This window comes from Kushneria indalinina DSM 14324, from assembly GCF_003385845.1.
Taxonomy (GTDB): domain Bacteria; phylum Pseudomonadota; class Gammaproteobacteria; order Pseudomonadales; family Halomonadaceae; genus Kushneria; species Kushneria indalinina.
Genome location: NZ_QRDJ01000009.1, coordinates 286997 through 309765, shown reverse-complemented (window position 1 = coordinate 309765; position 22769 = coordinate 286997). Strand labels below are relative to the sequence as shown.

Sequence of the window (22769 nt, the reverse complement as noted above, 5' to 3'; positions counted from 1 at the left end):
CTCAGCTCCATTGATAATAAAGGTTCATGAGCGGACTGCGCGGGAAGCGAACCTCGAAGACCATATCGAACAGCACGATCGCCGCCAGAGGCGCCAGCGCCATGATGATCAGCATCAGCGGCCGACGTTCGCCCCACATCAGGGCGGCTCCAGGCGTGACAACGACCAGCGCAACCAGAAAAAGATTGAGCACCAGCAGGGCGGCAAACAGCGCCATCAAAAGCACGGTGAGATAGTAGATGCGTGGCAGTGCGGTTTGCGGCGCTGGCGGGCGACGTAGATCCTGCAAAAAGGCGACCCCGGCCAGTACCACGACCAGACCGGCGACCAGCTGTGGGAAGGTGGCCGGCTGCATGCCGCGTGCCAGAATGGCCGGCACCTCGTCAAAGCTGAAGGCGCGCAGCACGGCCAGCAGTGCCACCAGCGTGACAACCGCCAGCGGAATGGCAGCGCGCAGGGTAAAGGTGCTTCGCATGAAGACCTCGATCACATGAAAGGGATGTCAGTAATGGACAGGTGATCGGCACGACCACCTGTCCTCCTGCCTGTCATCTACTGCATGCCTCAGGGCTTGATGTACCCCAGCTCGATCAGCGCCTGATTCATCCGGGCCACGGAACTGTCCATTTGTTCTCCCCAAGCGTCAGCGCCGGCGACGGACGTCTTCGGATCCAGCCCCATGGTATTGGTCAGGAATTTACCGAACGCCTCGCCCTGCATGCCTTCCATCATGACGGCGCGCAGTTTGTCGACCACGGCGTCGGGGGTGCCCTCACGTACCGCGAAACCGCGCACGGTCGAGTAATTGGCATCGATGCCCAGCTGCTCGGTGGTGGCCACATCCGGGGCTTCTGCCAGCGGCTCGTCGGACATGACCACCATCGGGCAGATGGTACCGGCCTCGATCTGTGACGAGGCTTCGCCGTAGTTCATGACCGCCACGTCGATATTGCCGCCGACCAGGTTGGTCTGCAGCTCGCCACCCCCCTTGAAGGAGACGATATTGGGCTGGGCAATATCGGCCGCTCTGCCGAACATGAAGGCAGAGACATCGTCAATGTTGGCCACATGGGTCACGCCATAGCGCAGCGCCTTGTCCTTCTGGGCATCGATAAACGATTCGGCGTCTTCATAGGCGCCGCATTTGGTCATCAGCACCTGAGGGTCGTTGGTGGCACGGGCAATCGGGATCAGTCCGGTGGCCTCGGTCTCGCCATTCTTGGCCTGACGCACGGCGTGGCCGGTGGTCCAGGTAAGCACGGTATAGCCATCTGCCGGGCGCTGACCGAGATATTTCAGTGACGCATCACCTGCGCCGCCGGGCTTGTTGACGATGACCATGTCGGTGTCCATCAGCGGTTCAACCGAGCGCATCATGGCACGCGCCGTCAGGTCGGTGCCGCCGCCGGCACCGGAGTGGGTGACCACTTCGATCGTATCGCTTGGGAATTCCGAGGCCTGTCCATGTGCTGCCAGACCCAGTGCGACCATGCCGGCCGCCAGTACGGAAACTTTCATGTGCTTCTCCCGGTGAGCGTCACTGCATTATCGGGCGCTGCCTGTATCGGCCGTGGTCTGATCAGGACAGCGCAGTGCTTGAAACGTGAATGATCCCTTTCAGGCGATCGCTTGTTGCTGAAGGCGTGAGGCCATTTTTGCAGCCAGCAGCAGGGCCTGACGTGAGGCGCCGATATCGGCGATACCGCGACCGGCAATGTCATAGGCGGTGCCGTGAGCCGGCGTACAGACCGGGAACGGAAAGCCACCCAGCATGGTCACGCCGCTGTCAAAGCCCATCAGTTTCATCGCGATCTGACCCTGGTCGTGGTACATGGTCAGCACCGCGTGATAGCCCTCGCGCGGCGCGCGCAAAAAGACCGTATCGGCAGGAAAGGGGCCGACGGCCTCGATGCCGCGTTCGGCGGCCTGTTCAACGGCGGGAGCAATGATCTCCTCTTCCTCGCTGCCGAAATTGCCGCCGTCACCGGCGTGAGGGTTAAGCCCCGCCACCGCGATGCGCGGCGACTCGATCCCCGACTGGCGCAGACACTGATCGGTCAGGGCCAGCTCCTCGAGGATGGCGCCCGAACTCAGCGATTCGGCCACTTTTGCCAGCGGGATATGCGAGGTCACGCGCGCATTCCAGATGTTGTCCAGTATGTTGAATTCACGTGCCTTGCCCTCGAAGCCGATGGCACGAGCCACAAAGCGAATCTCGTCGTCGTAGTCGGGGTTGGCGTAGCGCATCGCCTGCTTGTTGAACGGCGTAAAGCAGACCGCTTCGACGTGGCCGTCGCCGGCCAGCGCCAGCGCCTCGTTGAAATTGCGTGAGCAGAACGTGCCGCCGGCCAGCGAGGGAACGCCCTGCTCGATCTCTTCAGGCGACAGGTGGCCAAGATCCACAAAGGCGACCTGATCCGGTGCGCTGGTTTTCAGTGCCTCAAGAGTGGTGTCGACCAGTTCGGGGGAAAGCCCTGCCGCACGGGCGCCTTCATCAAATACGCGTCGATCCCCGATGATGACCAGTCTGGCGGCGGCATTGACCTGCGGGTCGGCAGCCAGGCGGGCCGTCAGCTCCGGGCTGATACCGGCAGGATCTCCCATGGCCAGGGCAATCAGGGGGCGGTCTGCGCCGGAAGAAGTAGTCTGGGTCATGTCATCTCTCATCGGTCGTGAACAGAAAGTACCGCTTGACGATGAGCCTGCGCCTTAATAAATAATGTATACATTATACGATGGTCCCGAATGGGCCCTTTTGATCCTGGCCATAAGTCCTGGATCGTTTTACATGCCGCCCTGAAATGATGCTTCGAGTGGCCAGAGAACACGCCCGTGCGGGAACACTCTGCCAGGCGACATGAAGTGATCCGGGCCACACTGGTGCAGCCCCGGGCAATGAGGATATGAAATGACGAAGTCACAGAGCGCACGTGACACGACCGGAGCCATCTCCCGGCATTCGCTGCACGATGCGATCACCAGCCGTCTGCGCGACATGATTATTGAAGGCGAGCTGGAGCAGGGCGCGCGAATTTATGAAGGACCGCTGTGCGAAACGCTGGGCGTATCACGCACGCCGCTTCGTGAGGCGCTTCGTTTTCTGGCCAGTGAAGGGCTGGTGGAGCTGGTGCCGCAGCGCGGAGCCCGCGTGCGTCAGTTTTCAGCCCGCGATATCGAGGACATGCTGGTGTTGATTCGCTCGCTGGAGGAACTGGCGGCAAGGCTGGCCTGCGAGCGGGCCACTGATGACGAGGTGGCCGAGGTACGTCAATTGCACGATCAGATGGTCGATTACTATCAGGCAGGCAATCGACTCGACTATTACAAGACCAATCAACAGATTCATACGGCCATCGTGGCGCTGTCCCACAATGAACCGCTGGTACAGATGCATGCCTCCCTGCAGTCAAAGCTCAAGCGCATTCGCTTTATCGGCCACTCGGGCGCCGACAAGTGGGCCGCGGCGGTGGATGAGCATGAGCACATCATGACTGCACTTGAGCAGCGCAACACCGAAGCGCTGGTAACCGCATTGGGAGAGCACCTGGGCTATGCCTGGCGGCGGGTCAGACATATGGTGTGAGAGATGCCTGCGTGCTCATGCCCTGGCGCGGCAGATAGTGCACGTGCAGGCAGCCGTGATGCGGCGAGCGCTCGATAACGGTGTCCACGCCATAAACCTCGAAAATACGCTGCGACGTCAGTACTGACTCCGGCGTGCCGGCAGCGGCCACGCGGCCCTGCTTTAAAAGCACCAGCTGATCACAGAACATGGCTGCCAGATTGAGATCGTGCAGTGCCATCACGCAGGTGGTGGACAGCCGCCGGACCAGCGCAAGAATCTCCAGCTGGTGCTGAATGTCCAGATGGTTGGTGGGCTCGTCGAGCAGCAGTTCCTGCGGGCGCTGGGCGAGCGCCCGAGCGATGTGGACACGCTGGCGCTCGCCGCCGGAGAGCGTATGCCAGCTCTGATGGCGCCTTGTGGTCATGCCGACCTGAGCAAGTGCCTGCTCGACGGCGGCGCTGTCCTCCTCGCGCCAGCCGGCAAGCATCGAGCGCCACGGCGTGCGGCCAAGGCGTACCACATCCAGAACGGTAACATCGGCATCGGTGGTGGCACTTTGCTCCACCAGCGCCAGCCGCCGGGCCACCTCCCGACGACTCAGCTGCGCAAGCGGCGCGTCATCAAAGGTTACGACCCCGTCGGTGACGCGGCGTAGACCGCACAAAAGCCGCAGCAGCGACGACTTCCCCGAGCCGTTGGGGCCGAGCAGTCCGACGGTCTCGCCGGGGGTGATGGCAAGGCTGACGTTATCGACAATCAGGCGGCCGGCCGTGGACCAGCTCACCCCATGAGCCTGAATCGACATCTTATGCCTCCCCGGGCAAGTAGGTGGTGCTGGGTAAGCAGGTTTTGGGTAAGCAAGTCTTCACTTCGCTCATAGCGGGGGTCTGGCGCGATACAGGATCATGGCAAAGACTGGTGCCCCCACCAGCGCCGTCACCACGCCAATGGGCAGGCTCTGATGCGGCAGGATCACCCGTGAGACGATATCGGCCAGCACCATGAAAATCGCCCCGATCAAAAGTGAGGCCGGCAGCAGGCGCACGTGTGCCGTGCCAACGATAAAGCGCGCGGCGTGAGGAATCACCAGCCCGACAAAGCCGATGGCACCGACCATGCTGACCATGGTGGCGGTCATCAGCGCCGTGATGGCAAACAGGATCAGTCGCACGGCGCCGACCGGAATGCCCAGCGCGGCGGCGGCGTCCTGACCGAAGGTAAAGGCGTCCAGCGCCCGGGCAAACAGCAGACAGATCACAAAGCCCGGCAGCACGACCGCCAGCGCCAGGGTGACATCCGGCCAGCGCACCCCGCCCAGATTGCCCAAAAGCCAGAACATGATGCCGCGCACCTGCTCGGCGCTCGCCGAGGTGCTGATCACCCAGGCCGTCAGCGCGTTAAAAAGCTGAGAGCCGGCAACGCCGGCCAGAATAATGCGGTTAGGGCTGCTCGAGGCGCCGCGGGAGAGTGCCAGCACGACCGCGAAGGCGCCCAGCGCGCCCAGAAAGGCCCCAAGCGATAGACCCACCGCGCCGCCGCCGATGCCTAGCACCATGATGCACACCGCCCCGGTCGAGGCGCCCGCCGAGATGCCCAGCACGTAGGGCTCGGCCAGCGGATTGCGCAACAGCGCCTGCAAAATGGCGCCGCACAGGGCCAACCCGGCCCCGCAGCAGGCCGCCACCAGCGTCCTGCTGAGGCGATACTCGCGGATGATGCTTTCATGAATGCGGTCAAGTGAGTACTCACTCATACCCAGCGCATTGCTCAGCGCCTTGAAGGTCGTGGCCAGCGGAATATGAATCTCGCCGATCGACACGGCCAGTGCCATCGCCAGCACCAGCACCGCCAGTGCCAGTACGATCAGCCCCAGATGCAGGCCCTGACGATGTCGGATGCGGGGAAGGTGATCCTGCATCGGACTCATGGCGTCTCATCCGGCGTGGAGGTACCGGTCAGCCTCAGCCTGCTCAGGTCGTTGGCCACGATCTCGAGACCCTCGAGGGTGCGCAGGGTCGGGTTCATCGCCTGAGCGTCGAGCACGATGAAGTGGCGCTCTCGCACCGCGCGCATCTCGCGGGTGACCGGGTCATGCTCGAGAAAATCGATCTTTTGGGCCACGTCATCGGCCGGGAAGTTGCGCCGTGCCATCTCGCCCAGCACGATCACGTCCGGGTCGGCCGCCGCGATGCGCTCCCAGCTCACCGCCGGCCACTCCTCCCGGCTTTTGATAATGTTGTGCACACCCAGTTTTTTCATGATGTAGCCTGGCGCACCCAGCTCTCCGGCCACCCACGCATCGCCTGCAAGTTCGGCGCTGGAAAACCACCACACCATGGAGAGATTCCCGGGCATGTTGGCACCGGCACCGGCCGCTGCGGCGCGGGCCTCACGCGCGCGCAGCGAGTCGACCAGATCAACACCGCGCGCCGGGACGTTGAAAATCTCCGCCAGTTGTTGAATTTCCCGATATACCAGCGACATGTCGAACGCTCGGGTGCGGGCGCCATCAGGATTGGTGTCGCCACCGTACACCCGTCCGACGCAGTCGGTGGGGGAGAGATAGGTGGGCACGCCGAGTGCGGCAAACTGCTCGCGGCGGGCAACACGCCCCTGGGGGCCGACATCGTTTTCAAACTGCGCCGCCACCAGATCGGGGTTTTGCCCCAGCACGCTCTCAAAGCCCGGAATGCCGCTCGATAACCGGGGTACACGGGCGTTATCGGCCTCAAGATCCTGCGGCACCTCACCGATCCAGACGGCGCTGGCGGCCATGCGATCGGCCAGCCCCAGCGAAAGCAGAATCTCGGTAGTGTTCTGGCCGATGCTGACCGCCCGCTGTGGCGGGGCGTCAACGGTGACCTGCATGCCGCAGTTGTCCAGCGTGACCGGATAGTGGTCATCGGCATTGGCGGCCTGCGCCTGAAGAGCGGGCGCCATGAGCAGCAGCAGGAGAACAGCAGGGCGCAGAAGGGCAGAAGGCATCAGGGGGTCCGGTGAACAGGCGGTGGATCGAGCCGTGAACATACCCGACGAACCGGATCGACAAAAGCGAGCAGGATTCAGTCGGGTATGGCACGGCATTCATGCAGGCGGTCAGGCCCTGTTGTTCAGAACATGAGGCTCAGGTCCGGGCGCGCTCCTGGCGCAGTGACAGCACCAGCATCCAGAGCGTGACCGCCGAGCAGGCCGCCATCGCCAGTACCACGGCCGTGACCGACAGCGGCAGGCGCGAGGAGAGCGCGCTGACCACGCCGGCAATGCCGAACTGCGAGGCCCCCAGCAGTGCGGCGGCCGTGCCGCTGTTGACGCCGAAGTATTCGATAAACGAGGCCTGGATGTTGGGGGCGATGGCCCCGACCATGCCGATGCTCACCATCATCGCCGGCAGGAAGACATAAAGCCCCGCATCGAAGACGCTGGCCAGCAGCAGCACGACAATGGCGCCGGCCTGAATGCAGGTCGCCCCGCGCAGAATGCGCCGTGAGCCGAAGCGCTCCAGCAGCGAGCGGTTGGTCAGATTCGCGATCAGCATGACGATGACGTTGGCGCCGAACAGCAGCCCGAAGGTGTGCTCATTGGCACCGAAATGCGTCTGATAAACGAAGGAAGCGTGGGTGACAAAGATCATCAGCACCGAAAACGAGGCGGCCTGCCAGAACAGAAAGGGCAGCGCCTGGCGGGTGGCCAGCACCTGGGCGTAGCGCTTGAAGATGCTCACCTTCGGCCCCGGCGGCGCGCTCGGCGCGGCCTTGCCGGTGTCCTTGAATGCGATCATTTTCAACAGCGGAATGACCAGCAGGGCATAGAGCGCGAGAAACAAAAAGATGAACGGCCAGCCGCCCAGGGTCAGCAGCGCCCCGCCCACGGTGGGTGCGATGCCCGGCGCCACGACCATGATCAGCCCGATCAGGCTGAAAAGCCGCGCCGCTTCCACCCCCTGAACGCGGTCGCGCACCAGTGCCGGCACCGACACCAGCGTCCAGCCGGCGCCGAAGGCCTGCAGGGCGCGAAAGGCCAGCACGCTCTCGAGCTGCTCGCTCTGCCAGATCAGAAGGCTGGCCACGCTGTAAATGATCAGTCCCGAGAACATGATCTTCTGGCGTCCGAGCTGATCGGACAGTGGCCCACCGATGAGCTGACCGATCGACATCGTGAAGATATAGACCGACACGCTCAGGGCGACATCGCTGATGGACACGCCCAGCGATTCGGCCATGGCAGGAAAGGCGGGCAGATAGGCGTCAAGCGAGAAGGGGCCGATGGCGGCCGTCAGCGCCAGCACCACGGCCAGCGGAAAATGTGAGGGGGTTCTGGATGCCATGAAACGTTGTCGCCTGAATAACCGTCGGTGAAATGAGTCCGCCATTATGGCGAAGTGAGATGCATTATCAACGCGCAGCCGCCGGGCCGCACCCACCGGGGGGGCGGCCGGGCAGAAGTGGCCGGGCAGAAGTGGCCGGGCAGAAGTAACCGGGCAGAAGTGGTCGGGTCGTTCAGGGCCGCTCGGTCATGGACGCATCCGTCAGTGTCTCGCAGGCGTGCGCAATGCGCTCGCACGCCTCGCCCAGGCGTTCGGTGGCAGCGGCAAAGGAGATGCGAAACCAGGGCCCCAGGCCAAAGGCCGTGCCCGGCACCACGGCCACGTGGGCGGCATCCAGCAGAAAACGGGCCACGTCGACATCGCGCTCGAGCACCTCGCCTTCCGGCGTTTTGCGACCGATCAGTCCCTGACAGCTGATGAAGAGATAGAACGCGCCTTCCGGGGCGCGACACGACAGCCCGTCGATGGCATTGAAGGCGGCCGTGCACATGTCGCGGCGCTGGCGAAAGATCTCGAGGTGCTCTTCCAGAAACTCCCGGGAGCCGTTGAGCGCCTCCACGGCCGCGGCCTGGGAGATGGCGCTGGGATTGGTGGTCATCTGCCCCTGCAGCATCGCCATGGCGCGGATCAGATCCTTCGGGCCGCCGCCAAAGCCGATGCGCCAGCCGGTCATGGCGTAGCCCTTGGAGACGCCGTTGACGGTCAGGGTGCGCTCGAAAAGCTCGGGTACGACAGCGGCGAGGGTGGTAAAGGCCCAGTCGTCGTAGGCGAGATATTCATAGATGTCATCGCTGATCACGAACACCTGCGGGTGGCGCTTTAACACCTCGCCCAGCGCGATGAGCTCCTCGCGGTGATAGCCGGCCCCGGTCGGGTTGCCGGGCGAGTTGAGGATCAGGCATTTCGTCTGTGGCGTGATCGCGGTTTCGAGCTGCTCGGGGGTGAGCTTGAAACCCTGTGTCCCATCGCATTCGACGCAGACCGGCATGCCGCCGGCCAGACGCACCATGTCCGGGTAGGAGACCCAGTAGGGCGCCGGGATGATGACCTCGTCTTCGGGGTCGATCAGGGCAAACAGGGCGTTGAAGATGACCTGCTTGCCGCCGGTGCCCACCGAGATCTGGTCGGTCGCGTAGTGCAGACCGTTGTCGCGTTCGAATTTGGCCGCGACCGCCTGCTTGAGCTCGGGGGTGCCATCGACATCGGTATAGCGGGTCTGGCCGTCGTCGATGGCGCGCTTGCCGGCCTGAGCGATGTGGGCGGGCGTGTCGAAATCGGGCTCGCCCTGTGACAGGGAGATGATATCCAGCCCCTGGCGGCGCATGTCGGCGGCGCGGCGCGAGATTTCAATGGTGGCCGAGGGGGCTATCGTACTCAGACGGCGGGCAAGCGTGGTCATGATCAACCTTCCGGTCAGCAGGGGGATGTGCCCCAGAGTAGCGGCTTTGATCAAGCGCGGCCACGCGCCCGCCGAAGCGGCACTGACCTCAGCTCAGGGGCTGGCGGATCAGATGACGCAACAGGCGCATCATGGCGGCAACGCCCGGGGGCAGCTGCTGGCGGCGCAGGCTGACCAGTCCATAGGGTTGCACGCTCAGGCGTTTGGACAGGGCGATGATGCGAAAGCGCTGCGGGTCGCACAAAAGCTCTGCCACGCCCCGGGTGGCGACCGTCAGAAATGACGAGGCGTTCACCAGTGCCAGCGAGGTGGTCAGGTCCGAGGTGTCCACGATCCAGTGGGGCGGTTCGAGGCCGCGATGGCGCACCAGATCATCGACGCGCTGGCGCATCAGGGTGCCGGGCGGCTGCAGGGCCCAGGGGTAGTCGACCATGGCGGCGAGATCCGGCACCGGCTGTTCGGCCAGCGGATGCGAGCGACTGCAGATAAAGCAGATCTCCTCCTCGCCGATCTCCTCGAACACGAAGTGCTCGCCGGAAAAACCGGCCGGGACACGAGAGATTACAAAATTGTAATGACCGTCGAGCAGTCCGGAGATCAGGGCGCGACTGACATCGACGTGCACGTTGATGCGAAGCCCGGGGCGCTCGCTGTGCATCTGCTCGATGGCGCGGGTGAGCAGTGCCACGGCCGGTTCCATCACCGTGCCGACCCGGACCAGCCCGGCGTGTCCTGCCTGAATGGCGTTGAACTCCTCGCCGGCGCGTTCGAGCTCATCGATGATGGTGCGGGCGCGGCGAATCATCAGCTCGCCATACAGGTTGGGCGAGAGCCCACGGCCGTGGCGCTCGAACAGGGTCGTGCCCAGGCGCTCCTCGAGTTCAATCAGAAGCCTTGAGGCCGCCGGCTGGCTGATGCCCAGCACTTCGGCGCTGCGATGCAGGTTGCCCTGCTCCCCAAGGGCCACAAACAGCTGCAGATGACGCAACTTTAGTCGTGATCGGAAAAACCAGTCTTCCGGCAGAGTCCCCATGACGTGCGGCTCGTTATCAAAGTGATATCAAAATGGTCATCATCTTGCGGCATGACCGGCATTGGTCGGTATTGCCCGGGAAAGATATCGTCTGTGCCATTGGACTTACAGCGATGTAAGGCATTTTGCGACCAATGGCGCATCGAAGCGCTTCGAGCGTCATGGTCTGTCCCGGAGCCGGTTATGCCCAACGCCCCCGAAGCTGCATTGTCGACACCTCTTCTGCTGTCGATTTCAGCAATGGCGATCGCCATTTTGCTGGTATTGATCATCCGTATCCGCCTGCACCCCTTCTTCGCCCTGGTCATCGTCAGTATCGGCACGGCACTGGCCACCGGCATCGGGGTCGGCAACCTCATCGAAACCCTGACCGGCGGCTTTGGCCAAACGCTGGGCAACGTGGCCATGCTGATCGGCTTCGGTGCCGTGCTCGGGCGGATCGTTGCCGTCTCCGGCGGTGCCCGGGTGCTCTCCGACACCCTGATTCGCATCTGCGGACGCGATCGGGCGCCGCTGGGGCTGTCGATCGCCGCACTTCTGTTCTGCTTTCCGATCTTTCTCGACGCCGCCTATGTGGTGATGCTGCCGATCATCTTTGCGGTGGCGCGCGAGCTCAAGGGCTCGCTTTTGCTCTACGGGCTGCCGGTGGCGGGCTCGGCGCTGGTCATGCACGCCCTGATGCCGCCACATCCCGGGCCGGTCGCGGCGGCGGTCTTTCTGGAGGCCGATATCGGTCTGGTGCTGTTCGTCGGTCTGCTGGTCGGCCTGCCCACCTGGTATGTGATGGGCTATCGCCTGGCAGTATGGCTGGCCAACAAGACGCCGTTTCAGTCGGTGCCCGATGTGATGGGGGGCGAAGAAGACGACGGCGGGCCGCGCCCGGCCTTTGGCACCGTGCTGCTGGTTCTGCTGCTGCCGCTGGTGCTGATCTTCATGAACACCGGCATCTCGACGCTGATCTCGGCCGGCACCCTGCCGGATGACAATGCCCTGCTCGATGCCTTCGTCGTGATCGGCGAGACCCCGATCGCACTGTTGATCAGCACCTGCGTGGCGATGTGGCTGCTGGTGTTTCGGCGCGGGCTCAAGGAGCCGATGGAGGCCGTCAACGACATCATCGAGAAGGCGCTGGCGCCGGTGTGCACCATCATCCTGATTACCGGGGCCGGCGGCATGTTCGGCGGGGTGCTCACCGCCAGCGGTATCGGTAACGCTCTGGCGGAAAGCCTGGATGCGATCGGTATGCCGCTGATCCTGGCCGGCTATCTCATCGCCTCGGTGATCCGTATCGCTCAGGGTTCGGCCACCGTTGCCGGCACGACCGCCGCCGGCATCATGGCGCCCGCCGTGCTGGCCGAACCGGCACTGGCCGGCATGCCGGCGGCCTGTATCACGACCGCGATCGTGGCCGGCGCCATCGGCTACTCCCACGTCAACGATTCAGGCTTCTGGCTGGTCGGGCGGTTTCTGCAGGTCGAGACCCGCACCATGCTGCGCACCTGGAGTGTGATGTCGACCGGTATTTCCCTGATGGCCTTTGCTCTGGCCTGGGCGCTGTTCGTTCTGGTCACGTAGCGCGCCGTTTCCTTGCCCCTGGGCCCGCGGCACGTCCCGGGCCCTGATCCAAACCCCGTGAAAGCCTCTCACAAGGAGATATACCCATGCCTTATACCGCTGATGACTGGCCGATCACGGCCGCCCTGCTGCAGTTCTCCGGTGTTGATGCCCAGGGGCGCGCCGTCAACGATGCCGACCCCGCGCACTGGCGCAGCGTGTTTGAAGAAGTTCGCGATGCCGGCTTTGACAACGCCGATCTGTTCGACAGCTGGATCAAGCCCGGCGATCTCTCCCGCGACCGGCTGGAGGCGCTCGGCGGCGCTGCGAAGGAGGTGGGCATCGGCCTGCCGTCGGTCTCGGCCATTCGCCGCAGCGTCATCGATACCGAACACGGCGAGGACAACCTGGCCTACAGCCACCGCACGCTGGAATCGGCCGCGGCGCTGGGCTGCCGGGTGGTCTCCTTCGGCCTGCACCAGGCGCTGACCCCGGAGCAGCAAAAGCAGCTGTGGTTCTGGACCGTGGAGGGCCACAAGGACCCGAAGGCCGATCGCGACATGTGGAATCTGGCCGTGAAGCGTCTGCAGGAGCTGGGCCGACATGCTGATGAGCTGGGTCTTCTGATGTCGCTGGAGATGTATGAAGACACCTATCTGGGCACGGCGGACTCGTCCGTGGCGCTGGTCAAGGACATCGGCCTGGACAACGTCGGCATCAACCCGGACGTGGGCAACCTGATCCGTCTGCATCGCCCGATCGAGCCCTGGCTCGAGATCATGGAAAAGACCATGCCGTATGCCAACTACTGGCATGTGAAGAACTACATCCGCGACGAGGACGTGGCGCGCGACTACTACGTGGCCATGCCCGCGCCGCTGGAATCGGGGCTGATCAGCTACCGCAAGGCGTTTGAAATTGCGCTCGCCAACGGCTTCCAGGGCATCATCTGCACCGAGCACTACGGTGGCGATGGTCTGAGCGTGTCCAGCAGCAATCAGCGCTATCTGCGCGAGAAGATTCTGCCGCGCAGCGCCGATTACGCCCTCGGTAAAAGCCAGGTGCGCCAGGGCTGATCAGCCTCTGACCGCGATATGACGACACCATGAGTACAGGGAGTAAAGGATTCATGACACGTAAAATTGCCATTGTCGGCTCGGGCTACATGGGCGGCGGTATCGCCCAGGTCATGGCGCTGGCCGGTGCTGACGTATTGATCAGTGATGTGTCGCTTGAGGTGACGCAGGCCAACCGTGAACGCCTGATCGAGGAAACCCGCAAGTTCGTCGCCGACGGCCTGTTTCCGAGCGACGCCGTTGAGCGCATCGAACGTCAGGTGAAGGTGGCCGAGTCGATCGAGGACGCCGTGCGCGATGCCGACTTCATCGAAGAGGCGGTGCCGGAAAAGATCGATATCAAACACGAGATCTTTCGTCGCGTCAGCGCCGCAGCGCGCCCCGATGCGATCATCGCCACCAACACCTCGACCATCTCGATTGCCAAACTGTCCGAGGCCGTGACGCATCCGGAGCGGTTTCTGGGCGTGCACTTCTCCAACCCGTCGCCGTTTGTGCCGGGCGTGGAGATCATCCCGCATGAAGGCACGGCTTCCGATATCGTCGAAAAGGCCTGCGCCATTGTCCACGAGACCGGCAAGGAGACGGCCACGGTCAAGGACGTGACCGGCTTTGTGCTCAACCGGTTGCAGTACGCGCTGTTCCACGAGGCGACCCAGCTGCTGGAAGAGGGTGTGGCCAGCGCCGAGGACATCGATACCCTGGTGCGTACGACGTTCGGCTTCCGACTGCCGTTTTTCGGCCCGTTCGCGATCGCCGACATGGCGGGGCTGGATGTCTACAACTTCTGCTATCAGTCGCTGCAGACCGACTTTCCCGAGCGCTTTGCCACCCCCGAGGCGCTCAGCTCGCTGATCGAGCAGGGCAAGATGGGCACCAAGAGCGGCGGTGGCTTTACCGACGTGCCGGCCGAGCGCATCCCGGATCTGATCGCCTGGCGCAACCGGGCCTACGTGAAGCTTTCGGAGCTGATGAAGGAGCTCGGGCCGCCGCCCATGAAATAACCGGCGGGATGCCCCGACTCATCAGGGAATGAGCAGGTAGCCACAGGACGCCCGTCCGGCATTGCCGGGCGGGCGTTTTTTATCCTGCGTCCCCACAGAGAAGATCCGTGATAACCGGGCGGGACTGGCTGGCAGGGTGATGCTGTTCCAGGCTTTCCCCATCATTTGTCACGACAGGAGACATCGCTATGGCATCAAGACGCGATTTTCTGGCCCTGAGTGCCGTGGCCGCCGCCGCAGGCGTGGCCGCACCGCGACTCATGGCGGCAGAGAAGGGCGGCGACAACGAACAGGGCCGGCGCGACGAGGCACTGCCGAACAATCCGCCGCTGGCCATGGACCGCTTTCCCCCCGAGCACAAGTACGGGGTGGGCGGCACCCAGATGGGTAACATGTACCGGGTCACCTCCAATGAAGAGGCGCGCGCCATGCTGGCGGCGGCCTGGGAGAGCGGTACGCGCTATTTCGATACCTCCCCCTGGTACGGACTGGGGCTTTCCGAGCGACGCATGGGCCATTTCCTGTCCGACAGGGACCCGAGCGAATATCTGCTCTCGACCAAGGTCGGGCGGCTGTTGACCCCGGATGCTTCGGTGGGAAGCGTGGGCATGTGGAAGGGCAACCTTCGCACTGACTACCGCTATGACTACTCCGCCGACGGCGTGCGTCGCTCGATCGAGGACAGTCTGCAGCGCATGGGCGTGTCCAAGATCGATCTGGCCTATATCCATGATCTGTCGCCGGACAACGAGGACATGGGGTCGCAGTGGAAAGAGTATTTCGAAATCGCCCGCAAGGGCGCCATCCCCGAACTCGAGCGCCTGCGTGATGAAGGCATCATTGGCGGCTGGGGCATGGGCGTCAACGAGATTGAGCCGAGCCTGGCCGCCATGGACGCCGGTAACCCCGATGTCATTTTGCAGGCCACGCAGTACACCCTGCTCAACCATCGCGACGCGCTGGACCGGCTGTTTCCGGCCTGCCGCAAGCGCGACGTGTCGCTGGTGATCGGCGCGCCGCTGGGTTCGGGCTTTCTGGCCGGCAGCAACCACTGGATGTATAGCACCGACATTCCCGATGGTTTTGCAGAGCAGCGCGATCGCATCAGCGCCATTGCCCGCGAGCACGGCACCAACCTGCGCACCGCGGCGCTGCAGTTCACCGCCGCACCCGACGTGGTTGGCGCCACCATTCCCGGCGCTCGCACGGCCGAGCATGCCCGCGAAAATCAGGCCTCGATGACCGTCGATATTCCGGCGGAGTTCTGGGACGCGCTGAAATCGGAAGGGTTGATCGAGAGTGACGCGCCCGTACCGGGCTGATGTCGTGACCTGCCGGCCTGTCAGATCGGGTCGGCAGGCTGCATCAGGCTGATCCGACGTGCGGCTTCGACGACCTGCTGCCCCCACTGCGACAGCCTTGCCGGGTCATAGCGCGATTGAGGCATGGAGATGCACAGGCTGCCTACGGGACGGTTGTCGGCATCCATGATGGCGGCGCCGATGGCGCAGATGGCCGGTCGGTAGTTCGACATGTTCAGCGAGTAGCCGCGCTGGCGAATGGCCGCGAGCTCCTCGCGCAGCCTGTCGGGCCGGGTAATGGTCTGTTCGGTAAAGGCGGGCAGACCGCGGGCAATGATGTCGTCGATCTCCTGATCACTCAACCACGCCATGATCGCCATGCCGTTGGCGGTGGCGTGAAAGGGGGCCGCATCGCCCAGTGGGCTGAAGGTGCGCACGTTTTGCTGGCAGTCGGCGCGGTCGATCAGTACCACGCTGTTGAGCCCGTCAGGGATCGATAGATGAACGGTCTCATTGGTGGCATCGCGCAGTTCACGCATGGGCTCGCGAGCCGCTGCATAGAGCCTGCCCCCGTTGAGTTCGGGCGGGCGCACGCCCAGTATCCGCGCCCCTACCTCCCAGCGGGTCATATCACCACGACGCTGGCGCAGCCAGCCCGCCTCGTGAAAGGTCAGCAGCACCCGCTGCACCGTTGATTTGGGCAGTGACAGTCGTTTGGCCAGCTCACCCACGCTGACCGGCTGGTGTTCGGCGACCGCCTCCAGTATTTCCAGGCTTTTCAAAAGACTCTTCATTGGCGGCTCATGTCTCGGTGCAGAGCCACAGTGTATCGGCTTGCTCTGCGCTCGTCCCACCCCGACTCGCACATGCAAAAGAAGTTGCCAGCAGCGGGTTCGGGCGTGTAGCGTTTATATATGGCATGGCGTTCCATAATATGGCACGACGTGAGGCGCGCTTTCCCCACTCGTTGATCGAGGGGGCATTCGGGAGCAGGAGATGGCACCAGCACAGTCCTTTCTGGCCGATGATTTTCGCGAGACCCCCTACTGGTGGGAGGTGTGGCAGCCTCACGACAGTGGAACGAGGGATGTTTCACGTGAAACACACACGGCAATTGTCGGCGCCGGCTATGCAGGTCTTTGCTGCGCGCTCGAATTGGCACGCCATGGCGAGACGGTGACCGTGCTGGAGGCTGGTCTGCTGGGTGCCGGCGCCAGTACGCTCAGCGGTGGTCAGGTAACCGGCGGCGTCAACGTTGGCAAGAGCATGACGGGCAGGGCGGCGCTTGATCCGGCACGCGTCGAGGCAAGGCTCACGGAAGCCGCGGCCGGCTATCGGTTTCTGGAATCCCTGATCAAGCGAGAAGACATCGACTGCGACTACCGCCGCTCGGGCCGTCTGGCGCCGGCCTGGACCCGGGCGCACCTCGAGAAATGGCAGGCCCGAATCGAACGACTCAACGCGCTGACCGACAGCGATGTGCAGGTGCTCTCACGCGAGGCGTTAAGAGAGGAGCTGGCCACCGACGCCTACGTGGGTGGGGTGTTGATCAACGGGGCCGGCCAGCTTCATCCGGCAAAGTACTACGCCGGGCTGCTCTCGGCCGCCCAGGCCGCTGGCGTTCGGCTGTGCAGCCAGACGCCGGTGACCGATATCACACGTGAAGGGGCGCACTACCGACTCACCACCCCACAGGGCCGGCTGAACGCGGCGCGCGTGATCATCGCGACCAACGGCTACACCGGGGCGCTGTCACCGGCGCTTCGCCGCGGCATCGTGCCGGTCACCTCCCATCAGATCGCTACGCAGATCCTGCCCGAGGCGTTGCAACATGCGCTGATTCCCGGAAAACGCAGCGTGGCTGATACCGGGCGCGTGACGACCTACTACCGCTATTCGCCGGACGGAAAGCGATTCCTGTTCGGCGGCCGGGCGCGCTTTTATCCGCTCAACCGGCGCCAGAGTGCCGGCATGCTGCATCAGCAGATGGTGGCGCGTTTTCCTCAGCTGCGTGACGTGTCGGTGAGTTTCAGCTGGGGCGGGCGCGTGGCGGTCACGCTGGACGCGCTGCCCCATATCGGCCGGACGGCGTCGGAATGCTATTACGCCCTGGGCTGCAATGGCAGCGGCATTACGACCATGAGCTGGCTGGGCCATCGCCTTGCCCGGCATCTCATCGAGGGGGAACCGCTCGAAAACAGTGCCTTTGGCACACCGCTGCCCGGGCATCCGCTCTATCACGGCAGGCCATGGTTCATGCCGGTGCTGGGCAGCTACTACCAGTGGCGCGACCGTCTCGATCGACGCCAGGAGGAGCGCACACGCCGGCCGTGACGCGGCGCCTCCAGGCCCGTGGCACAGGCGTTGAGCGCCTTTCCAGCGATGCATCACTTAAAACAATGACCCACAAACGACAGGAGTACGCCGCCCATGGGCCTTCGCATTGGAGTGGATATTGGCGGGTCCTTTACGGATTTCGCCGTACTGGATGACGCGACCGGCGTGCTTGAAAGCCTCAAGGTCTTTTCCCGGCCCGATAGCCCCGGCAGTGAGGTCATCACCGGCATGGAGACGTTGTCACGGCGCTATGGCATCGACCCGGCCGAGGTGGTGCACTTCACTCACGGCACGACCGTTGGGGTTAACGCCGTGGTCCAGCGTCGCGGCATTCGGCTGGGGCTGATCACCAATCGCCACTTCGAGGACGTACTCAACATCGCGCGTCTCAAGACGCCGGACATGTACCACCTGATGTCCGTGCGCCCGGCGCCTCTGATCGACCGACACTGCACCTTTGGCATCGACGGGCGCCTCAACGCCCAGGGCGAGGAGATCGCGCCGCTGGATGAGAGCGGCATCGCCGAGACCATCAAAGGGCTTGAGCGCACCGGCTGCGAGGGTGTGGTGATCTCGCTTTTGCACGCCTACCGCAACCCGGTGCACGAGCACCGCGTGCGCGACCTGATCGAGGCGGCGATGCCGGGGTTTTTTGTCTCCTGCGCCAGCGATGTCTGGCCGACCATTCGCGAATACGAGCGCACCGTGACCGCCGTGATCGGCGGCTACGTTCAGCCCCGGGTTTCGCACTATCTGGGCTCGCTGCAAAAGGCCCTGATCGAGACTGGCGTGACCGCGCCGCTGCAGGTGACGAAATCCAACGGCGGCATCATGAGTGCCGAGCGGGGCAAGACCGACTGCGTGCAGATGATCTTGTCCGGCACGGCCTCGGGGGTGATCGGCGCGGCCTGGATGGCCAGGCTTTGCGGTATCGACAACGTGATGAGTCTGGACATCGGTGGCACCACCGCGGATGTGGCCCTGATCGTGGGCGGCGCGCCGCGCTACGCCACCGGTGAATATATCGGCGACTATCAGATTCATATTCCGTCGGTGTCGGTGACCTCGATCGGTGACGGCGGCGGCTCGATTGCCAGTGTCGACACGCTCGGCGTGCTCAAGGTCGGCCCCGAAAGTGCCGGCTCGACGCCCGGACCGGTGTGCTACGGGCGCGGCGGCACGGCGCCCACCATCACCGATGCCTTTGCCGTCATGGGCATCCTGGGCCAGTCACCGCTGGGCTACGACACGGTCAACCTTGATATTGCCGCATCGCGCCGGGCGGTAGGGCAGCTGGCCGAGACACTGGGCCAGCCGGTGGAAGCCACGGCCGAGGCCATCGTCAACGTGGCGATTTCGGGCATGTATGCCGGCATCAGCCGGCTGGTATCGCGCTTCGGGATCGACCCGCGCCAGTTTTCGCTGATGCCTTTTGGCGGGGCCGGGCCGATGCTGGCCTGCTATCTGGCGCGTACGCTACACATGCAGACCATTGCCGTGCCCACTACGCCCGGCGTGCTCAGCGCTCTGGGCGGTCTGATCGCGGACACCCGCAACGACTTCGTGCGCATCACCTGGTATGACCTGACTCAGGCCACGCTTGAGCGGCTGGATCAGGACCGGGCAGCGCTGGAGCGCGAAGCACGCGACTGGATCGTCGAGGAGGCCGGCGACGCCGCCCCCGAGCTCACGCTCTCCGCCGAAATGCGCTACAAGGGCCAGTCGTTCGAGATCGAAACGCCCCTGACCGTTGAGGATGTTCGCCACGGGAAGCTGTCGGCGCTGCGCGACGCCTTTCATCGCGAGCACGAGCGCCTTTATCACTATCGCGACGAAGGGGCCGACATTCAGGTGGTATCGCTGCGCCTGATCGCCACCGTGCCCACTCCCAAGCCTACTCTGAAAACCATCGAAACCGCTCGGGAACCGGCACGCCCCTGTGATCACGTGCAGGCCTGGATGGACGGCGCCCATCGTCGGGTGGCGCTGTATCGCAGGTCCGATCTGAGATCGGGGCACCGCTTTGAGGGGCCGGCTATCGTGGCCCAGGACGACACCACCACCAGCGTGCTGCCGGGCTTTTCCGTCAGCGTTGACGGCTGGGGCAATCTGCATCTGATCAATAACGCCGTAACGAACGGGGAGAACCGCGATGGCCTTTGACAACACCGTTGTGCAGATCTTTGCCAACTACTGTGTGGCAGCGGCCGAAAGCATGGCCTACACCCTGGTACGTACGGCGCACTCGACCTTTATCAAGGAAACCGAAGACTTCTCGTGTGCGCTGATCACACCCGAGGGTCTGGCCTTTGCTTCCCCGCGCACGCTGGGGGCGACCTGGTATATCGGGCTCGACTATGGACCTGTGCTGTCACGGATTGAGGACTATCGCCCCGGCGATATCGCCATGACCAACGACCCCTACAGCGGCAGCGTGGCCACCCACACTCCGGATATCGTGATGTGGAAGCCGGTCTTTTATCAGGGCATGCTGATCTGTTTTGTCGGCGGCCACATTCATAACACCGACATGGGCGGCGCCGTGCCGGCCTCGCTGTCGCGCACGCTCACCGAAATCGAGCAGGAGGGCATTCGCTTTCCACCGGTCAAAATCGTGCGCGAGGGTGTGCTTGATGAGTCGCTGCTCGACATCATGGCCGCCAACGTGCGCGTGCCAAAGCAGAACCGGGGCGATCTCATGGCCCAGATCGCGATGCTGCACAACGGCGAAAAGCGGGTGCTGGAGATCATCGAGCGCTTCGGGACGGCGGATTTTTGTACCGGCATGGATGCGCTGCTTGATTACGCTGAACGCCAGGCCCGCCAGGTGATCGCTACCGTCCCCGACGGGGACTATTTCTTCGCCGAATACGCCGACGAGGACAGCGTGGCGGGCAAGCCGATGCGGCTGGCGCTTAATCTGCAGATTCGCGGCGAGGAGGCCATTCTCGATTACACCGGCAGCGATCCGCAGCTGGCCTCCTCGCTCAACATGCCCACCGGCGGCATGGTGCGCCACGCTCTGGCGCTGGTGGGCTATCACTATGTGCTCTACACCCTGCAGGACGACATTTTGCTCAACGCCGGTCTGGACCGGCCGGTGCGCTGTGTTTTGCCCGAGGGCAGTGTGGTCAACGCCGTGGCGCCGGCGGCCGTGGGTATGCGAAGTCTGACCTGCAAGCTCACCCACGTTTTGACCTTCGGGGCCTTCTCCCGAGCAATTCCCGAGCGGCTGCCGGCCTGCGCCGCGGCCGGTCTTGCCATCATGAGCGTCAAGACCATGGACAGTGACGGACGCACGCTGATGGCCTCGCTGGGTCCGGTCGGCGGCGGCGCCGGCGGCATGCCCTTTGGTGACGGCAGCGACGGTTCCGGAGCCAACGTGGCCTTTTTGCGCAATACGCCGGTCGAGATCAACGAGGCCGAAGTGCCCATCCTGATGCACCGCTACTGCCTGGTACCGGACTCCGGCGGGCCGGGTCGCTATCGCGGTGGGCTGGGGCTTTGCATGGAGTTTCAGGTGTTCTCCCCGGGTACCATGGTCACGGCGCGCAACCGCGACCGCACGCATTTCGCCTCCTGGGGGATTCTGGGCGGTCAGGCCGGTGCCACGGCGCGCTTTACCCGCAATCCGGAGGCCGACCATGCCGAGGCGCTCGGCAATACCGACATCGTGCATTGCCAGCCCGGTGACGTGATCCGGCTGGTGGGCTGTGGTGCGGGTGGCTACGGCGATCCGCTGGACCGGCTGTCGGAAGAGGTGCTCAGGGATGTGCGGTGTGGTTACGTCTCGCCCGAGCGGGCCCGAACCGACTACGGCGTGGTGCTTGATCATGATCGGGTCAGCGAGGAAAAGACGCAGGCGCTGCGCCGGTCAATGCGTGATCAGTCGCGCGTGCTGCCCGATGCGCCCTTCGCCTATGGCCCGTACCGCGATGCGTTCGAAACGCGCTGGACGCGCGAGCGCTACGCGGCGCTGACCGATATTCTGGCCAGCCTTCCGGTGGCGTGGCGATTTTTCATCAAGCACCAGCTTTTTGATGGCCTGGCGGCGCGTTACGACAAAGGAGAGGTGGTCGAGGGTGCCGCGGTGATTCATGAGCTGTTCGAACAGCTTATGAAACGCTATCCGGCCCTGTCACCGCAGCGTGACTCGGCGTAGACCCGCTCGGCACGATCGAGGCCGGATGTCTGTCATCCGGCCTCAACGATCAGCCCATCGCCTGAGTGATCAGGCCGAACCGCACCAGCGCTGCCGCGTCGCTGTCGGGGCCGCGGCGCATGCGCACCACCCGATCCACGCAGGCAAGCCCCGTATCGACCAGCCATTGATCATCTTCCGGATCCACCAGATCCAGCCGCACGAAGGCGCCCTCGGCGCGTGCCAGCAGCGAGGCCATTAGCGCGCGGGCCTGCTCTGGCGTTTCGGCCAGCACGGGGCCGATCTGCTCGCCGCGACCGAAGGGGCGGCGCAGGGCCATACCGACCAGTTGGCCGTCGCGTTCGATGACGGCGCCCTCCGTGGCCTGATCCACGGCCTTGCGGTGAACAGCGTTGTCGGGCGCCAGCGCCATGACGGATTCAAGGTCCTCGTCGGTCACGGCGCGCAGCCCGTCGGTGTCCGGCACCTGCACGGCGGTCGTGACGACGCCCTGGTACTGGCAGACCGTGTTGCACGGCGTGAAACCGAGTTTTTGATACAGCGGCGCGCCGGCAACGGTGGCGACCAGAAACTGGGTGCGATCCCCGGCCAGCGCCATCAGGCGAGTCATCATGGCGCGCCCCAGCCCCTTGCCCTGCCAGGCATCATCAACGATGACCAGTCCCAGCGTGGCCGCCTGACCCTGCGGCAGGCAAAATCCCGTGCCGATCAGCGTGCCCTCGGGATCCTCCAGCGCTACCCCCTCGCCCAGCTCGAGCATCATGGCCCAGTCCTCGATGCGATGGGGCCAGCCCAGACCCTGCGACAGTACATGGGCCGGGGCCAGGTCGGTGTCGTGCAGTGGGCGCCAGTACAGATCGCTCAGGGCGGCGTCGGATGAAGGCAGCGAGGATAGTGAAGACATGACGGCAGGCTCCCGTTGAAGGTGTCAGCGTGTGGTGGCAGGACTGTCGCATGCACCCGGCGTGCGTGCCACATCATTGAGGACCGGGCGGCACAATTCGGCAGATCTGA

19 protein-coding genes are annotated in these 22769 nt (G+C 64.0%); 8 read left to right on the top strand and 11 right to left on the bottom strand.

The features are described from left to right. Position 1: 1 nt before the first annotated feature. From C8D72_RS15745 to C8D72_RS15735, 3 genes are all read right to left on the bottom strand, one after another. Positions 2–475 carry a tripartite tricarboxylate transporter TctB family protein gene (locus C8D72_RS15745; RefSeq protein ID WP_147301553.1) on the bottom strand — a complete coding sequence of 158 codons (474 nt, stop codon included), beginning with the start codon at positions 473–475 and terminating at the stop codon, positions 2–4. Between the two features lie 89 nt (positions 476–564). Next, the gene (locus C8D72_RS15740; RefSeq protein ID WP_211308866.1) at positions 565–1518 is read right to left on the bottom strand and encodes a Bug family tripartite tricarboxylate transporter substrate binding protein; all 954 of its coding nucleotides are present in this window, start codon (positions 1516–1518) and stop codon (positions 565–567) included. Between the two features lie 99 nt (positions 1519–1617). Continuing rightward, complete coding sequence (locus C8D72_RS15735) at positions 1618–2655, bottom strand: 4-hydroxythreonine-4-phosphate dehydrogenase PdxA (RefSeq protein WP_115855391.1); 1038 nt, start codon at positions 2653–2655, stop codon at positions 1618–1620. Positions 2656–2908: 253 nt separating this feature from the next. Here C8D72_RS15735 and C8D72_RS15730 point away from each other — a divergent pair, with 253 nt between their 5' ends. Continuing rightward, complete coding sequence (locus tag C8D72_RS15730; protein WP_115855390.1) at positions 2909–3583, top strand: GntR family transcriptional regulator; 675 nt, start codon at positions 2909–2911, stop codon at positions 3581–3583. Here the strand turns inward: C8D72_RS15730 and C8D72_RS15725 are convergent. The 6 genes from C8D72_RS15725 to C8D72_RS15700 all read right to left on the bottom strand — a co-directional run bounded on the left by C8D72_RS15725 (position 3567) and on the right by C8D72_RS15700 (position 10321). Further along, entirely contained in the window at positions 3567–4370 is an 804-nt protein-coding gene (locus C8D72_RS15725) for an ABC transporter ATP-binding protein (protein ID WP_115855389.1), read from the bottom strand. The genes C8D72_RS15730 and C8D72_RS15725 overlap by 17 nt on opposite strands. Positions 4371–4439: 69 nt before the next feature. Next, entirely contained in the window at positions 4440–5483 is a 1044-nt protein-coding gene (locus tag C8D72_RS15720) for a FecCD family ABC transporter permease (RefSeq protein ID WP_425453300.1), read from the bottom strand. Positions 5484–5488: 5 nt separating this feature from the next. Beyond that, positions 5489–6550, bottom strand: a complete 1062-nt coding sequence (locus C8D72_RS15715) for an ABC transporter substrate-binding protein (protein WP_115855387.1) — start codon at positions 6548–6550, stop codon at positions 5489–5491. 139 nt (positions 6551–6689) lie between these two features. Then, a complete protein-coding gene (locus C8D72_RS15710) occupies positions 6690–7889 on the bottom strand; it encodes a multidrug effflux MFS transporter (protein WP_115855386.1) in 1200 nt (399 codons plus the stop codon). Between the two features lie 172 nt (positions 7890–8061). After that, a complete protein-coding gene (locus C8D72_RS15705; RefSeq protein ID WP_115855385.1) occupies positions 8062–9288 on the bottom strand; it encodes a pyridoxal phosphate-dependent aminotransferase in 1227 nt (408 codons plus the stop codon). A gap of 88 nt (positions 9289–9376) precedes the next feature. Next, positions 9377–10321, bottom strand: a complete 945-nt coding sequence (locus C8D72_RS15700; RefSeq protein ID WP_115855384.1) for a LysR substrate-binding domain-containing protein — start codon at positions 10319–10321, stop codon at positions 9377–9379. 183 nt (positions 10322–10504) lie between these two features. Here C8D72_RS15700 and C8D72_RS15695 point away from each other — a divergent pair, with 183 nt between their 5' ends. The 4 genes from C8D72_RS15695 (at position 10505) to C8D72_RS15680 (ending at position 15277) form a co-directional block, all read left to right on the top strand. Further along, entirely contained in the window at positions 10505–11896 is a 1392-nt protein-coding gene (locus tag C8D72_RS15695; protein ID WP_115855383.1) for a GntP family permease, read from the top strand. A gap of 86 nt (positions 11897–11982) precedes the next feature. Further along, on the top strand, positions 11983–12951 hold the full coding sequence (locus C8D72_RS15690) for a sugar phosphate isomerase/epimerase family protein (RefSeq protein ID WP_115855382.1): 969 nt from the start codon (positions 11983–11985) through the stop codon (positions 12949–12951). Positions 12952–13004: 53 nt separating this feature from the next. Next, entirely contained in the window at positions 13005–13955 is a 951-nt protein-coding gene (locus C8D72_RS15685) for a 3-hydroxyacyl-CoA dehydrogenase family protein (protein ID WP_115855381.1), read from the top strand. A gap of 188 nt (positions 13956–14143) precedes the next feature. Beyond that, a complete protein-coding gene (locus tag C8D72_RS15680; RefSeq protein WP_115855380.1) occupies positions 14144–15277 on the top strand; it encodes an aldo/keto reductase in 1134 nt (377 codons plus the stop codon). 20 nt (positions 15278–15297) lie between these two features. Here C8D72_RS15680 and C8D72_RS15675 read toward each other — a convergent pair whose 3' ends face one another. Next, entirely contained in the window at positions 15298–16050 is a 753-nt protein-coding gene (locus tag C8D72_RS15675) for an IclR family transcriptional regulator (protein WP_115855379.1), read from the bottom strand. A gap of 202 nt (positions 16051–16252) precedes the next feature. Here C8D72_RS15675 and C8D72_RS15670 point away from each other — a divergent pair, with 202 nt between their 5' ends. The 3 genes from C8D72_RS15670 to C8D72_RS15660 all read left to right on the top strand — a co-directional run bounded on the left by C8D72_RS15670 (position 16253) and on the right by C8D72_RS15660 (position 21755). After that, entirely contained in the window at positions 16253–17590 is a 1338-nt protein-coding gene (locus C8D72_RS15670; protein ID WP_115855378.1) for an NAD(P)/FAD-dependent oxidoreductase, read from the top strand. A 96-nt stretch (positions 17591–17686) separates the two neighbouring features. Further along, positions 17687–19756: a hydantoinase/oxoprolinase family protein gene (locus C8D72_RS15665; protein WP_115855377.1), complete on the top strand. Its 2070-nt coding sequence runs from the start codon at positions 17687–17689 to the stop codon at positions 19754–19756. After that, on the top strand, positions 19746–21755 hold the full coding sequence (locus tag C8D72_RS15660; protein ID WP_115855376.1) for a hydantoinase B/oxoprolinase family protein: 2010 nt from the start codon (positions 19746–19748) through the stop codon (positions 21753–21755). The genes C8D72_RS15665 and C8D72_RS15660 overlap by 11 nt, the downstream gene beginning before the upstream one ends. Before the next feature lie 49 nt (positions 21756–21804). On the opposite strand, the gene C8D72_RS15655 is transcribed toward C8D72_RS15660, so the two are convergent. Then, the gene (locus tag C8D72_RS15655) at positions 21805–22659 is read right to left on the bottom strand and encodes a GNAT family N-acetyltransferase (RefSeq protein WP_115855375.1); all 855 of its coding nucleotides are present in this window, start codon (positions 22657–22659) and stop codon (positions 21805–21807) included. Between the last annotated feature and the right edge of the window lie 110 nt (positions 22660–22769).

Bases quoted from the DNA above. Each gene is read 5' to 3' on its own strand.
- C8D72_RS15745 (WP_147301553.1), bottom strand. From the start codon at position 475: ATGCGAAGCACCTTTACCCTGCGCGCTGCCATTCCGCTGGCGGTTGTC.
- C8D72_RS15740 (WP_211308866.1), bottom strand. From the start codon at position 1,518: ATGAAAGTTTCCGTACTGGCGGCCGGCATGGTCGCACTGGGTCTGGCA.
- C8D72_RS15735 (WP_115855391.1), bottom strand. From the start codon at position 2,655: ATGACCCAGACTACTTCTTCCGGCGCAGACCGCCCCCTGATTGCCCTG.
- C8D72_RS15730 (WP_115855390.1), top strand. From the start codon at position 2,909: ATGACGAAGTCACAGAGCGCACGTGACACGACCGGAGCCATCTCCCGG.
- C8D72_RS15725 (WP_115855389.1), bottom strand. From the start codon at position 4,370: ATGTCGATTCAGGCTCATGGGGTGAGCTGGTCCACGGCCGGCCGCCTG.
- C8D72_RS15720 (WP_425453300.1), bottom strand. From the start codon at position 5,483: ATGCAGGATCACCTTCCCCGCATCCGACATCGTCAGGGCCTGCATCTG.
- C8D72_RS15715 (WP_115855387.1), bottom strand. From the start codon at position 6,550: ATGCCTTCTGCCCTTCTGCGCCCTGCTGTTCTCCTGCTGCTGCTCATG.
- C8D72_RS15710 (WP_115855386.1), bottom strand. From the start codon at position 7,889: ATGGCATCCAGAACCCCCTCACATTTTCCGCTGGCCGTGGTGCTGGCG.
- C8D72_RS15705 (WP_115855385.1), bottom strand. From the start codon at position 9,288: ATGACCACGCTTGCCCGCCGTCTGAGTACGATAGCCCCCTCGGCCACC.
- C8D72_RS15700 (WP_115855384.1), bottom strand. From the start codon at position 10,321: ATGGGGACTCTGCCGGAAGACTGGTTTTTCCGATCACGACTAAAGTTG.
- C8D72_RS15695 (WP_115855383.1), top strand. From the start codon at position 10,505: ATGCCCAACGCCCCCGAAGCTGCATTGTCGACACCTCTTCTGCTGTCG.
- C8D72_RS15690 (WP_115855382.1), top strand. From the start codon at position 11,983: ATGCCTTATACCGCTGATGACTGGCCGATCACGGCCGCCCTGCTGCAG.
- C8D72_RS15685 (WP_115855381.1), top strand. From the start codon at position 13,005: ATGACACGTAAAATTGCCATTGTCGGCTCGGGCTACATGGGCGGCGGT.
- C8D72_RS15680 (WP_115855380.1), top strand. From the start codon at position 14,144: ATGGCATCAAGACGCGATTTTCTGGCCCTGAGTGCCGTGGCCGCCGCC.
- C8D72_RS15675 (WP_115855379.1), bottom strand. From the start codon at position 16,050: ATGAAGAGTCTTTTGAAAAGCCTGGAAATACTGGAGGCGGTCGCCGAA.
- C8D72_RS15670 (WP_115855378.1), top strand. From the start codon at position 16,253: ATGGCACCAGCACAGTCCTTTCTGGCCGATGATTTTCGCGAGACCCCC.
- C8D72_RS15665 (WP_115855377.1), top strand. From the start codon at position 17,687: ATGGGCCTTCGCATTGGAGTGGATATTGGCGGGTCCTTTACGGATTTC.
- C8D72_RS15660 (WP_115855376.1), top strand. From the start codon at position 19,746: ATGGCCTTTGACAACACCGTTGTGCAGATCTTTGCCAACTACTGTGTG.
- C8D72_RS15655 (WP_115855375.1), bottom strand. From the start codon at position 22,659: ATGTCTTCACTATCCTCGCTGCCTTCATCCGACGCCGCCCTGAGCGAT.